The 13,507-nt window shown below is 54.1% G+C and carries 11 protein-coding genes and 1 other RNA gene; 1 reads left to right on the plus strand and 11 read right to left on the minus strand.

From position 1 onward, the window contains the following. Positions 1–13: 13 nt before the first annotated feature. From QWV57_RS13050 to QWV57_RS13085, 8 genes are all read right to left on the minus strand, one after another. Positions 14–676, minus strand: coding sequence for a tetratricopeptide repeat protein (locus tag QWV57_RS13050; protein ID WP_033005219.1), 663 nt, complete (start codon positions 674–676; stop codon positions 14–16). A gap of 88 nt (positions 677–764) precedes the next feature. After that, positions 765–1,880, minus strand: a complete 1,116-nt coding sequence (gene mnmA, locus QWV57_RS13055) for a tRNA 2-thiouridine(34) synthase MnmA (protein ID WP_011232040.1) — start codon at positions 1,878–1,880, stop codon at positions 765–767. Between the two features lie 14 nt (positions 1,881–1,894). Continuing rightward, on the minus strand, positions 1,895–3,037 hold the full coding sequence (locus QWV57_RS13060) for a cysteine desulfurase family protein (protein WP_013524205.1): 1,143 nt from the start codon (positions 3,035–3,037) through the stop codon (positions 1,895–1,897). Positions 3,038–3,065: 28 nt separating this feature from the next. Next, positions 3,066–3,482 (minus strand): cysteine metabolism transcriptional regulator CymR, encoded by a 417-nt coding sequence (cymR, locus tag QWV57_RS13065; protein WP_015375472.1) that lies wholly within the window; start codon positions 3,480–3,482, stop codon positions 3,066–3,068. 11 nt (positions 3,483–3,493) lie between these two features. Beyond that, complete coding sequence (locus QWV57_RS13070; RefSeq protein WP_015375473.1) at positions 3,494–3,727, minus strand: hypothetical protein; 234 nt, start codon at positions 3,725–3,727, stop codon at positions 3,494–3,496. Between the two features lie 40 nt (positions 3,728–3,767). Beyond that, positions 3,768–5,063 carry a replication-associated recombination protein A gene (locus QWV57_RS13075; RefSeq protein WP_081133161.1) on the minus strand — a complete coding sequence of 432 codons (1,296 nt, stop codon included), beginning with the start codon at positions 5,061–5,063 and terminating at the stop codon, positions 3,768–3,770. Positions 5,064–5,170: 107 nt separating this feature from the next. Further along, a complete protein-coding gene (locus QWV57_RS13080; RefSeq protein WP_301099950.1) occupies positions 5,171–6,031 on the minus strand; it encodes a TetR/AcrR family transcriptional regulator in 861 nt (286 codons plus the stop codon). A gap of 97 nt (positions 6,032–6,128) precedes the next feature. Next, complete coding sequence (locus QWV57_RS13085) at positions 6,129–9,176, minus strand: efflux RND transporter permease subunit (protein ID WP_015375476.1); 3,048 nt, start codon at positions 9,174–9,176, stop codon at positions 6,129–6,131. 181 nt (positions 9,177–9,357) lie between these two features. Between QWV57_RS13085 and QWV57_RS13090 the strand changes: the two genes are divergently transcribed. Continuing rightward, positions 9,358–10,008, plus strand: a complete 651-nt coding sequence (locus QWV57_RS13090) for an RsfA family transcriptional regulator (RefSeq protein WP_033005212.1) — start codon at positions 9,358–9,360, stop codon at positions 10,006–10,008. 547 nt (positions 10,009–10,555) lie between these two features. On the opposite strand, the gene QWV57_RS13095 is transcribed toward QWV57_RS13090, so the two are convergent. From QWV57_RS13095 to aspS, 3 genes are all read right to left on the minus strand, one after another. Then, complete coding sequence (locus QWV57_RS13095; RefSeq protein ID WP_020756171.1) at positions 10,556–11,320, minus strand: tRNA threonylcarbamoyladenosine dehydratase; 765 nt, start codon at positions 11,318–11,320, stop codon at positions 10,556–10,558. Positions 11,321–11,471: 151 nt separating this feature from the next. Further along, positions 11,472–11,658: non-coding RNA, 6S RNA (gene ssrS / locus QWV57_RS13100), on the minus strand. A 75-nt stretch (positions 11,659–11,733) separates the two neighbouring features. After that, positions 11,734–13,506 (minus strand): aspartate--tRNA ligase, encoded by a 1,773-nt coding sequence (gene aspS / locus QWV57_RS13105; RefSeq protein ID WP_129447177.1) that lies wholly within the window; start codon positions 13,504–13,506, stop codon positions 11,734–11,736. Between the last annotated feature and the right edge of the window lies 1 nt (position 13,507).

Here is a 13,507-nt window from a genome sequence, read left to right on the forward strand (position 1 = left end):
TCCCCCTGCCTTTTTACGGCGCAAGCCGCTTTTCCATCAGTTTCTTTCCGTATCCGGCAAGCACGTGATCGGGCTTGGCTTCCAAGGCAGCGGCAAACATATGGCGGGCGGCATCGAGCTCATCTTTGTACGCATAAATGACGCCTAAATTGTAGTACGCATCAGCGTGGCGCGGATCGAGTTCCAACGTTTTTTCGAAATAACGCTTCGCCTCATCGACATAATCGAGCGTGGCGAGGCAAAGGCCAAGCTGAAACAGCGCTTCGGCATCCGTCTCGTTCAGCTCAGCCGCGCGCTGCAAATACGGCAGCGCCAGCCGCGGCATCTCGAGCCGCCATAAGGACATGCCGAGCATAAAATGCGTATCGGCATCGTCAAGACCAAGCCCAAGCGCGCGCTCAAACATATCTTTCGCTTTCGCGAACTGCTCACGCTTATAATGCACTGTACCCATGCCGTAATACGCGGCCGCCGCCTTCTTGTCAATTTTCAGCGCCTGTCGGAAACAGTCAAGCGCCTTCTCTTCTTCACCGGCAGCAACGAGAACCGTGCCGATGTTAATGTACCCGGCCGGATCGTCCGGATGCTGTTCGACCGCAGCGGAAAAACAGCGGATGGCTTCCTCATACTTCCCCTCGCGCATATACGCCAAGCCTTGTTCGTTGAAATTGGCCATCGCCCATCCCCCCTGATTCAACGTGATTTTCAAGCAACGGCCCCCAGCCTAATAGCCTGATTGAAGATCGTGCGCACCGGCACATCCGTCAACCAACATACCAAAGCTTTTCGCCGTTGCGGAACACTTCATCGATCGTGCCGCCGCCGAGGCATTCCTCGCCGTTGTAAAAAACAACCGCCTGCCCCGGCGTCACCGCCCGCGCCGGCGCATCAAACACGACTTCCGCCCCGCCGTCCGCAAGCGGGTGGACCGTCACGCCGACATCAGGCTGACGATAGCGAAATTTCGCCGTGCAACGGAACGGCGCTTCCGGCTTGCGGTCAGACACCCAGTTGACATCGACCGCCTTTAGCGAGGTGGAATACAAATATTCGTTTTCAAACCCTTGGGCGACATACAGCACATTTTCGCGCACATCTTTGCCGACGACAAACCACGGTTCGCCGCTGCCGCCGATGCCAAGGCCGTGGCGCTGGCCGATCGTGTAATACATGACGCCGTCATGCCGCCCTTTCACTTCGCCATCGAGCGTTTTCATCACTCCCGGCTGGGCCGGCAAATAATGGCTCAAAAATTCTTTGAAATCGCGTTCACCGATAAAACAAATGCCCGTGCTGTCTTTTTTTCCAGCGGTGGCGAGCCCAGCCTCTTTCGCAATCCGGCGCACGTCCGCTTTCTGCAAATGGCCGATCGGAAACATCACTTTCGACAGCTGAGCTTGGCCGAGCTGGTTTAAAAAGTACGTTTGATCTTTGTTCGGGTCGGCTCCGCGCAGCATTTTATATTCACCATCGCGAAACTCGACGCGGGCGTAATGGCCGGTTGCGATGTAATCGGCGCCGATCGACATGGCGTGCTCTAAAAACGCCTTGAACTTAATTTCCTTATTGCACATCACGTCCGGGTTCGGCGTGCGCCCGGCTTTGTATTCATTCAAAAAGTACGTAAACACTTTGTCCCAATACTGTTTTTCAAAATTGACCGCATAATACGGGATGCCGATTTGGTTGCAGACGCGCACGACATCTTCGTAGTCCTCAGTCGCCGTGCAAACGCCGTTTTCATCGGTGTCATCCCAGTTTTTCATAAAAATGCCGATCACATCATATCCTTGTTCTTTCAATAGCAGCGCAGCGACCGACGAGTCGACCCCGCCGGACATGCCGACGACGACGCGCGTTTCGTGCGGCGCTTTGTTCATGCTGTTTCCCCCCTTTAGCGGTTTGTGAGCCGCTTTATGATCTTCACGGTTTCCTCGGCCGCCCGCTCGATTTGTTCCATCGTATTGCCGAGCCCGAAGCTGAAGCGCACAGACGAACGGATGCGCTCCGACTCTTTTCCGCACATCGCGACAAGCACGTGCGACGGGTCGATTGACCCGGCGGTGCATGCTGACCCGCTCGAGGCGGCAATGCCGGCTAAATCCAAGTTCACGAGCAGCGATTCGACATTCGTTCCCGGGAAGGCGACATTCAAAATATGCGGCAGGCCATCCGGGCGGCCGTTGACCGCATAGTCGATCCCTGAGGAGCGGAAAATCGCAAGCATCGCCTCGCGCCACGCCGCATATTGCCGACGTTTCTCTTCCCTTGTTCGCTCAGCGATTTCCGCCGCCTGCGCCAAGCCGATGATGCCGGGGACGTTTTCCGTGCCGGCGCGCCGCTTCCGCTCCTGTTCGCCGCCGAAAAGGAGCGGAGTGATGCGGACCGTTTCCCGGACATAAAGCGCGCCGCTTCCTTTCGGGCCGTTGATTTTATGAGCGGAAATCGACAGCAAATCGATCCCGTATTCATTCACATCGATCGGAAGAAGCCCGTACGCCTGGACGGCGTCCGTATGGAAATAAGCCGGATGATCGCGAAGCAGCGCCCCGATTTCGCGAATCGGCTGGATCGTGCCGACTTCGTTGTTGGCAAACATGACCGACACCAAAACGGTCTCATCGCGCAGCGCGGCCTTGACATCCTCGACCGATACCGTCCCTTGTTCGTCAACGGGCAAATACGTGACCTCAAACCCTTGCGTCTCTAAATATTCACAAGCGCGCAGCACCGCATGATGCTCGATGGCGGTTGTAATGATATGATTGCCGCGGCCGCGGTTCGCTATGGCCGTTCCGATGACCGCAAAGTTATCTGCTTCCGTGCCGCCGCTTGTAAACACAATCTCCGTCTCTTTCGCCCCAATCGAGCGGGCGATGACAGCCCTCGCTTCATCGACCGCGCGGCGGCTCTGCCGTCCAAAATGATGGATGCTTGACGGGTTGCCGAACTGTTCCGTCATCCACTGGACCATACCGGCAGCCACGTCTGGATGGACCGGGGAAGTTGCCGCATGGTCCAAATAAATCCGTTCCAACGGCCATTCTCCTTTCCTTTCTGTATGCTTAAATATAAAACATATATGCCCCTTCATCCCCGTCGCTATACTTCGCCAAATCTTCGAGCGTTGTGCTGTCGAGCACTTCCTCGACCGCATCGCGGATGCGAATCCATAGCTCGCGCTTCGCCGGCTCTTCCTCCTCGAGCTCCTCGACCGGGGCCAGCGGCCCCTCCAACACGCGCAAAATGTCGCCGGCGGTGATTTTCGCCGGATGTTCAGCAAGCACATAGCCGCCATACGCTCCGCGAATGCTTTTGACGAGCCCGGCGTTGCGCAGCGGCGTGACGAGCTGCTCTAAATAATGTTCGGATAAATTGTTCGCCTTGGCGATCGAACGAAGCGAGATCGGACGATCGCCATATTTTTTGGCCAATTCAATCATAATCGTCAAGCCATATCGGCCTTTCGTCGAAATCTTCATTCATATCCCTCCTAACGGCTTAACCCTTGCGTCCGAGTGCCGGCGGCCGGTCCAAGCAGGCGGCTTGCGACCTTTTGGCATTGCGGCAGCGCCAAGCCGGCAATCGAACCGATCGTCACACAAAAAAGGAACGTGCCAAACGACACCGGGCCGCCGAGCAACCAGCCGGCCAACAGCACGAACGCTTCGATCCCGATGCGAATGTACGCCACGTTCCATCCGGTCAGCTCGGTCAAAGCGAGCATGAAACGCCTGTGTTATTATATCATAAAAATCCCTTTCCCTTCACGGCTGAACCTTGACCTCTTGTTTCAACTGCTCAAGCCGCCGGTACACTTTGGCGTAATGTTTTTCCTCGCCATGCTCTTTCGGTTCATAATAGCGGACGCCTTCCAGAGCGGAGGGCAAATACGTTTGCGCCACCCAGCTGTTCGGATAATCGTGCGGATACAAGTAGCCTTGTCCACGCCCGAGTGCAGCCGCCCCTTTGTAATGAGCGTCTTTTAAATGATCCGGAATATCGCCAAGCTTGCCGGAACGGACATCGGCAATGGCAGCGTCCAGCGCCTTGTAAGCACTGTTGGATTTCGGGCTTAAACAGAGTTCAATCGTCACAACCGCGAGCGGAATGCGCGCTTCCGGCAGCCCGAGGCGTTCCGCCGCTTCGACCGCTGCCTGTACTTTCACTCCCATCATCGGATTGGCAAGTCCGATATCCTCATAAGCCATCACAAGCAATCTCCGGCAAACGGCCGCCAAGTCTCCGCCTTCAAGCAGACGGGCCAAATAATGAAGCGCGGCATCGGCATCGCTGCCGCGCACGCTTTTTTGAAACGCGGACAACAACGAATAATAATGATCGCCATATTTGTCATGGGTAAAACCGCGGTTTGCGGTGCATGAAGCCACGATATCCTCATCAATATACAAGCGGCCGTGGCGCTCATCGGCAGCCGCAACCGCCGCCTCCAGAAGCGAAAGCGCGACGCGCGCATCCCCACCGGCTGCCTCGGCGATGCGCCATAACAACGACTCGTCAATGACAACCGGCGGCTCGCCGACCCCTCGTTCCGGATCAGCGAGCGCCCGTTTCAGAATGATCATGAGGTCATCCGGCTTGAGCGGTTTCAGTTGTTGGATTTGCCCGCAGCGGCTGCGAATGGCGGGATTGACCTCGTGAAACGGGTTTTCCGTTGTGGCGCCAATCAAGGTCACGAGCCCGGATTCGAGATGCGGCAACAAAACGTCTTGCTGCGCTTTATTCAGCCGATGGATTTCGTCGATAAATAAGAGGACATTGCCCGACCAACGCGCCGCTTCGACTGCCTCTTCGATTTCCTTTTTGCCGGCGGTCGTCGCATTGATGGCGACCCATTCGCGCCCGGCGGTGCGGGCAATGGCGTAAGCGAGTGACGTCTTCCCTGTCCCCGGCTCTCCGTAAAGCAAAAGCGAGGGAACATGACCTTTTTTGACCATTTTATAAAGCGGCGTACTAGGGCCAATGATGTGCTGTTGCCCAACGATCTCATCGATCGTCCGCGGCCGCATCCGCCAAGCAAGCGGCTCCGTCGTTTTGGGCATGCCGACCCCCTCCTTGAGATTGATGACGCTATGTTCACAGACATCCTCCGATGCCGCCTATTCATTTTCGGCGAATGGGGCGTCTCCCCGTGGGAAGAGCGGTGGTTTTAATCAAAATAGCGTTCAATGGCCTCCTTCAACTCATTGTACAGCGGAAGCGAGTATTTCGCCAAATAGAGCAAAAGCGCCTCCACCATAAACCGCCTAGCTGTCTCCCCTTTCTCGAGTTCTTCCTTCAATAAGCGCAGCGAGCGAAGAATATCGTCTTCAACCGGACGCATCGCCGCCATGCGCTCTAAACAGCTGATGGCCCGTTCTTTCCATTGACTCCGCTCTTGGGTCGCCGCAGCCATGTAATCCGCCATCATCGTTTCATCGAGCAACCCCGTCTTGCCGTCAAGCAGGCTGGCAACGATGGCATCAAGCCGATCGAGCAAGAAGGGGGCAAGCTTCTCAGGAAGCAGCGGCTTTCGGTCTACCGCCAAGTAAATCAGATATTCTTTCAGCATTCCGTTGAGCATCGTCGCGCAATCAAACGAAACTGGACGCACTTGTTCGCCGTATATGTCTTCAATCGCCCGGCGATACCAGTGGAGCGTATGGGCGCGGATGCGAAACACCAGATGCTGCACCTCATGGCTCACCTTCACGGCTTGTTCGCCCAACTGCATTTGCACCAGCTCTTTATGTTCGTCAAACAGCTGGATTTGTACAGTCAACTGACGCCTTAACCGCTCGCGCGCGGTTAAGGAGGGATCAGCCTCGATTTGTTTAAGCTGGTGAAACAAGACTTCATAATGGTAGCGGAAAATCGATACAGCCAACTCTTCTTTTGATTTGAAATAATTGTAAATCGAACCTTTGGCTACTCCGCTCCGTTCGGCGATTTCCTGCATGGAGGCAGCGTGATAGCCTTTTTCGGCGAATAATTTCATCGCCGTTTCAATGATGTCCTCTTTCCGTCCCAATGTTTTCTCCTTCCTTACTCCTTCTTCATGTCCATTATAGTCGATCTTGCCATGAAAAAAAATGCCGGACGGCCCGTTATCCGGCCATCCAGCCCTGTCATTTTGCCATCGGTTCGCGTTTTGCCGTCCGGAAGAAAAACGCCTCATACATCGCAGGAATGAACACAAGCGTCAATAACGTCGACGACGTCAGGCCGCCGATGACAGTGATGGCCAGCCCTTTCGAAATCAACGTGCCGGCCTCATTCGTCAGCGCAAGCGGAATGAGCGCTGTCACAGTCGCAAAGGCTGTCATTAAAATCGGCCGCAGCCGTATTTTGCCGGCTTCAATGATGGCGCTTCGCACCGTCATCCGTTTTTGTTCGCGGTTTTGCCCGATTCGATCCACCAGCACGATCGCATTGGTCGTCACGATGCCAATGAGCATCAACAAGCCGATCATGACGCTGATGGAAAGCGGCTCATCGGCCACATACAAAGCAAACAGCGAACCGATGGGAACAAACAAAAGGGAAGATAAAATGATCAGCGGCACCCGCACTTTGCCAAATGTAATCAGCATCGTCAAATACACAAGCCCGATGGCCGCCGCCATGGCCACACCGAGCTCGCGGAACGTCTGCACCGTCTCATCGCTTCCGCCGCCCGTTTTCACTGTGACATCGGATGGGATCTTCAAATCATTTACATGTTTCGAAATATCATTCGTGACTTTCTGAATGTTGTCGCCGACAATCTGGGCGGATACGCGGGCAAACACTTTTCCGTCCAGCTTTTGAATGGACGTATACACGTCCGCCTCTTTCACTTCGGCGACAGCTGAAAGTGGAATCACTCCGTTTCTCGTCACGATCGGAAGCTCTTTCAACTCATCGATCGATCCCAACGTTTCATCATACGAAAGTTCGACTTGCTCATCCTTGCCGCCGAGTTTCAGCGTCCCTACATCGACCGGTTTGGTTGCATCGGCCACCGCCCCGAGCAATTGCATGCCCGAAACGCCATAAGCGGCCGCCTTTTCCGGATCAATGGCGACAATCACTTGTTTTTGCTTTTCCGTCAAGTTATTCGTCACATCTTTGACATCATCGCGTTGTTTTAAATACGTCTCGACCTGTTTGGCTGCTGTTTGGAGCGCCTCCAAGTCATTGGAGTATAAGTCAATATTCACGTTATTATTCGTTGGCGGCCCTCCGCTCGACATCTCTTGCACGCCCACTTTGGCCCCGGGCGCGAGCTGATTGGCGATGCGGCGCATTTCTTTTTCGAGAACGGCCACGGTTTTCGCGGTGTCAGCGCTGTCCTTTAATAGAATATAATAGCTGGCTTGATTGGGCCGTTTCAATCCTGTGCGGAAATCGCGGCTTCCCACTGCGGCGGTGACGCTCTCGACATCGCTTCGTTTTAAAAACATCTTTTCCATCTCCAACGACACATCATTCGTTTTGACCACCGATGTGGAAGCCGGCAGTTCAATGCTCGCCACCAGCGTTTTCTGCTCTTCGTTCGGCAAAAACGTAAATCCAAGTTTCGGCACGAGCGCCAATGAACCAACCAATAGCACAACCGACAACACAAAGACAATCGCTTTATGGTTGAGCGCCCATTCAATGATTCGGCCATACAGACGCTGAAGCGCTCCTTCTTTTTCCTCTGGCGGCACACGGCGGAACGAAAATTTCGCTAAAATCGGCACAACCGTCACGGCCACCAACAAAGAGGCCAACAGGGCAAACGTAATCGTCAAGGCAAAAGGCAGGAAAAATTCCCCTGTAATGCCCCCAACAAGCCCGAGAGGCAAAAAGACGACAACCGTTGTGATGGTCGAGGACACAATCGCTTTGACAATTTCTTTCGTTGATTGCTCGACTAAATCATCGCTCATGCCTGTTTTCTCCCGGCGGACGCGGCGGAAAATATTTTCGATCACGACAATGCTGTCATCCACGACTCGGCCGACGGCGACGGCCATGCCGCCAAGCGTCATGACATTGAGGGTAATATCCATACGATTGAGAAAAATGGCCGATACAAGCAGCGAGAGCGGAATCGAGACGATGGCAATCACAGTCGCCCGAACGTTGCGCAAAAAGAGCAAGACGGCCAACGAAGCGAACAGCGCCCCGAGCAGCCCTTCACGGACAAGCGATTCAACGGATTGTTTGATGCCAGCTGACGAATCAAACCCGATGGAATAATCAAACTGATGTTTGTAGGAATTCAGCACGTTGATCACTTGGTCTGCCACTTCAATCGTATTGGCATCTTGTTTTTTCGTCACGGCCATCGACAGCGATGGCTTCAAATTATAGCGGGTGAATTCGCTTTGCTCGTTGACTTCCTCAATCGTCGCAATATCCCCAAGCTTCACGGGAGAGACGCGCTGCAATCCATTCGCCGCCATAGGAACAGCTGTCGGCACGAGTTTCAGATTTTTCAACTCATGGATGGTGTTCAATTTTTCCTCGACGCGAACCGGAATTTGCCATGTATCGGTTTGCAACGTTCCAGCCGGGAACGCCAACACCTTTTCATTGATTTGGTTTTTAATCTCTGACAAGGTCAATCCCGCCTGAGCGGCCTTTTTCCGATCGACTGTGATCCGGATGAGGCGCTCGCTGTCTCCACCGATCGAAACGGAATTCACCCCGTCGATTTTATTCAATTCTGGAATCACTTCGGTTTCCAGCAACGTTTGCAGATCGGTTTCGTTTTTGGCAAACAAGGAAATGTTGAAAACCGGGATGGAACCGAATGAAAACCGATTGACTTCCGTTTGGACATGATCGGGCAATCCTGCCTTATCAATGAGCGATTCGACCTGCCGCTCCATTTTCTCCATATCTGTCCGAAACGGGAATTCAAGATTGATAACAGCCATTCCTTCATAGGAAGAACTCTGCATTTGCTTAAGCCCGTCAAGGGACTTCAGTTTTTCCTCGAGCTTGGCCGTGACCTCCTCATTCACGTCTTGCGGAGAAGCCCCAGGATAGACCGCTTCAATCGACAACTGGGGAAATTCAATGTTCGGCAGCAAATCGACCTTCAAGGAGGAGAAGGAATACAGTCCTAGAAACATGAGCAAAAACGAACATACAAACACAGCTGCCGCATTTTTCAAACTGAACCTAGTCAAAAACGTCATCATGCCACCTCTCATCCCACGATTTTGACCAATCAGTCTAATTATTTTGAACTGACCGGTCATACAAAACTATTTCTATGATACATGAAAATGGGAAAAATGAAAAGGGCGAAGTTTAAAGTGGAAATCAAACGGAAAAACTATGACCATATCAACATTACCATTTGATGGGGTGGACAACATGAAAACAAGACAGGATGCTTGGTCACATGAAGAAGATGTACTGTTGGCTGAAACGGTGCTGCAATATATACGCGAAGGAAAAACGCAACTTGCCGCTTTTGAAGTCGTTGGGAGACAACTGCACCGCACAGCGGCAGCATGCGGATTCCGTTGGAACGCCGAGGTGCGCAAACGGTACGTTGAGGCGATCGAACAGGCAAAAAAGCAGCGGAAAGAACGGAAACGGGCGCTCGAAATGATGAAAAAGTGGCAAAAAGACAATACGGTTGCTGCTTGGAGTCCTTCTGGAGAACGGGACGGCGCCGAAGGGTCATCGCCTTTTCTCCCGGCAGCCCCATTGACACTGGAGCAGTGCATTTCATTTTTGCAAACATTGCGGCGCGGCATCGAGGAGATGGAAGCGATCCGCCAAGACAACGAGCGCCTGAAACGCGAGCGGGCGGAATGGCAGGCGCGGAACGAACAGCTTGCTCAAAAACTCGAACGCCTTGAAACGAGGCAGACCACCGTGCAAGAAGATTATGAGGCGCTCGTGAAAATCATGGCTCGCGCCCGCCAGCTCGCTTCCGAAGAAGGCGACCGCTTCTCTCTTGCCGAGCTGTTTGCCGCCGAGGCGAACGGATCGAACGAATCGCTCGCCCATTCATAAAAAAAGAAGGTGCCCCAACAAAGTATCGGGACACGTTTTCACCGCTGGAACGACGGACAGCGCCCGCAACAAACCGGTGAATGCACCGGATGTTTACAGGAACCTTCGCCTTCCCATTTTGTTCGAAGTCAACTACCCCCACTTCGCTCACGCTTGAAGTGGGGGCTTGCCACTCCCCAGAAGTGCGAGCGGACTTCGTCCTCCTTCCTTGACTTGGGGTTGCATCAGGGGGCAGGTTGACAGCTGCCCAACGACGCAGGTCATGCCTGCATCGTTACCGATTCTCTCGGTGTGTCTGTTGGCAGTACTTGGCTTCCACACACAACAGACAGACCTACGCTCGATATTTGACGGTTGCAACGTTTCCTGCAACCAACTCCATCCATCGAGCAGCCGTTATTGGAGTGCCTTTATTGAACGGTTTTCTCCACGTCTTTATTCTATCATACCACAAAAGAAAGGGGGAACGCGCATTCCTCTCCCACTTCCTCCCTTTGGTCGTTGAAGTGGGAGTCTCCTGCGCGAAATAGGATGAAGGTGGAAGAGTTCAATCGTCGCCAACGCGCCTTATAGGAATTCCCTCTAATAGACGATTTATCACGTAGGAAGCCATAATGAGCCCGGCAACTGATGGAACGAAAGCATTCGAAGACGGCGGCATTTTCGCCTTGCGGATCGGCGAAGCGTCATTGCCGACAACCTGGCGGACATCTTCGCGGATTTTCACCGGCTTCTCGTCGGAAAAGACGACCGGAATGCCGCGGCGGATCCCTTCTTTGCGCAGCTTGGCGCGGATGACTTTCGCGATCGGATCGGTGTGTGTTTTCGAAATATCGGCAATGCGGAACCGGGTCGGATCCATTTTGTTCGCCGCACCCATGCTGGAGATGATCGGAATGCCGCGCTTGAGGCATTGTTTCATCAAATGCACTTTGTACACAATCGTGTCGGACGCATCGATGACAAAATCCAGATCATAGGCGAAAAATTGCTCATACGTCTCTTCCGTATAAAACATTTGCAAAGCGATCACCTCGCACGCCGGGTTGATGTCGGCGATGCGCTCTTTCATGAGCTCCACTTTCGGACGCCCGATGGTCGAGAGCAACGCATGGATTTGCCGGTTGATGTTGGTGATATCGACGTTATCGCGATCAACAAGCACCAAGCGGCCAATGCCGGAACGGGCGAGCGCCTCGACGGCGAACGACCCCACGCCGCCGACGCCAAGGACGGCGACGGTGGCGTTTTTTAAGCGTTCCAACCCTTCAGGGCCAATCGCGAGTTCATTGCGGGAAAATTGATGCAGCATCGTTCTCCTCTCCGTTTGCTCCAAAATTGGTGTTTATGCCGCTTTTTATCCTACCATCAAGACAGCAAAAGAGGCAACGGCATTTTGCTGGCAAAACAAAACCCCTACGCGGCCATCCGCATAGGGGAAATGTTGTTGATTCCTTACTGTTGCCAGTCCCAATCGTGCCGTCGATGCCTTCGTTTTGAACCCGCTCTCCCATAGGTGGGTGCCCTGTTCCAAGGTTTGCGCTTCCCCTGTGACGAAGAGGCGTGCACGCCGCTTGGAAACCCCGAGCTCCCGGATCATAAACTGTTCGGTCAAAACGATCAGTGATCCGACGAACACATTAGGACGGTTGTTAGTTTGATTGTAACACATTTTTCAGCCTTTGTGAACACCTATTGCCAACGTTTCTTTTTCAGATGCCGCTGTCACTCGTTTTCCGGAAGCACAACCGCCAAGTGCAGCTCCTCGAGCTGCTTGTCGCTGACCGGCCCCGGCGCTTCGGTAAGCAAGCAGCTCGCGCTCGCCGTTTTCGGAAACGCGATCGTATCGCGCAAGTTCGTGCGCCCAGCGAGCAACATCACCAGCCGGTCAAGGCCAAGCGCAATGCCGCCGTGCGGCGGAGTGCCGTATTCAAACGCCTCAAGCAAGAATCCGAACTGACGGCGCGCTTCTTCTTCGCTGAACCCTAAGGCGCGGAACATTTTTTCTTGCACGTCCCGCTCGAAAATGCGGAGCGAGCCGCCGCCAAGCTCATAGCCATTTAAGACGAGGTCGTACGCCTGCGCGCGGACGGCGCCCGGGTTTGTCTCCAACAGCGGAATGTCGTCGCGCACCGGCATCGTAAACGGATGGTGAGCGGCGTAATAGCGCCCTTCTTCTTCGTCATACTCCAAAAGCGGCCAATCCGTCACCCACAAAAACGCGAGCTTCGCTTCGTCGATCAAGCCGAGCTCCTTGCCAAGCTTCAGCCGCAACGCGCCGAGCGCCGCGGCGACGATCGCTTTTTCGTCGGCGACAAACAAAAGCAAATCTCCGTCTTCGACAGCAAGCGCTCGACGCAGCGCCGCCTGTTCCTCATCGGTGAAAAACTTGGCGATCGGTCCTTTCAGCTCTTCGCCTTCCGCTTTCAGCCAGGCGAGCCCTTTCGCCCCGTAGCGGCCGGCAAATTCTCCTAAGGCGTCAATATCTTTACGCGAATAGCGAGGGGCAGCGCCTTTCGCGTTGATCGCCTTCACTTGGCCTCCTTCTTTGACGGCGCGGGCGAACACTTGAAACGCTGAATCACGAACGATTTCCGATACGTCGACGAGCTCGAGGCCAAAGCGTATATCCGGCTTGTCCGAGCCGTAGCGGCTCATCGCCTCGTCATACGTGATGCGCGGAAACGGGCGCGGGATGTCGATCCCTTTTGCCGCTTTCACGACGGCAGCCATCATCCGTTCGGTTAAATCGATAATATCCTCTTGTTCGATAAACGACATTTCGATGTCGATTTGCGTAAATTCCGGCTGGCGGTCGGCGCGCAAATCCTCGTCACGGAAGCAACGGGCGATTTGGTAGTACCGTTCCACGCCGCCGACCATGAGCAGCTGCTTAAAAATTTGCGGTGACTGCGGCAAGGCGTAAAATTCGCCCGGATGGACGCGGCTTGGCACCAAATAGTCACGCGCCCCTTCCGGCGTGCTTTTCGTCAACATCGGCGTTTCAATTTCCAAAAAGCGTTCGCTATCCAAAAAGTCGCGCACCGTCTTTGTGATTTTGTGGCGAAGCGCCAGTGTTTGAAACATGACTGGGCGGCGCAAATCCAAATACCGATATTTTAAGCGCACGTCTTCCGCCGCATCCGTGTCATCGGAAATCGAAAACGGCGGCGTTTTTGCCTCGTTGATGATCTCGATTCGTTCCGCCTGAATTTCAATGCGGCCGGTCGCGATGTTCGGATTGACCGTCTCCGGAGCGCGGGCGACGACCGTTCCTTCGACGCTTAAAACGTATTCGCTCCGCACGCGCTCCGCTGCCGCCAGCGCTTCAGCCGACACGTCCGGGCTGGCGACAACTTGGACGATGCCCGTTCGGTCGCGCAAGTCAATGAAAATGAGGCCGCCTAAGTCGCGGCGCTTTTGCACCCAGCCTTTGAGCACGACGCGCTCGCCGACGGCCGTTTCCGGCACTTCTCCGCAATAATACGTCCGTTCCATT

The organism is Geobacillus zalihae, from assembly GCF_030414215.1.
Classification (GTDB): Bacteria; Bacillota; Bacilli; order Bacillales; family Anoxybacillaceae; genus Geobacillus; species Geobacillus zalihae.

Coding starts and splice junctions, on each gene's coding strand:
- QWV57_RS13050 (WP_033005219.1), bottom strand. CDS start 676: ATGGCCAATTTCAACGAACAAGGCTTGGCGTATATGCGCGAGGGGAAG.
- mnmA (WP_011232040.1), bottom strand. CDS start 1,880: ATGAACAAAGCGCCGCACGAAACGCGCGTCGTCGTCGGCATGTCCGGC.
- cymR (WP_015375472.1), bottom strand. CDS start 3,482: ATGAAGATTTCGACGAAAGGCCGATATGGCTTGACGATTATGATTGAA.
- QWV57_RS13070 (WP_015375473.1), bottom strand. CDS start 3,727: ATGCTCGCTTTGACCGAGCTGACCGGATGGAACGTGGCGTACATTCGC.
- QWV57_RS13075 (WP_081133161.1), bottom strand. CDS start 5,063: ATGCCCAAAACGACGGAGCCGCTTGCTTGGCGGATGCGGCCGCGGACG.
- QWV57_RS13085 (WP_015375476.1), bottom strand. CDS start 9,176: ATGACGTTTTTGACTAGGTTCAGTTTGAAAAATGCGGCAGCTGTGTTT.
- QWV57_RS13090 (WP_033005212.1), top strand. CDS start 9,358: ATGAAAACAAGACAGGATGCTTGGTCACATGAAGAAGATGTACTGTTG.
- QWV57_RS13095 (WP_020756171.1), bottom strand. CDS start 11,320: ATGCTGCATCAATTTTCCCGCAATGAACTCGCGATTGGCCCTGAAGGG.
- aspS (WP_129447177.1), bottom strand. CDS start 13,506: ATGGAACGGACGTATTATTGCGGAGAAGTGCCGGAAACGGCCGTCGGC.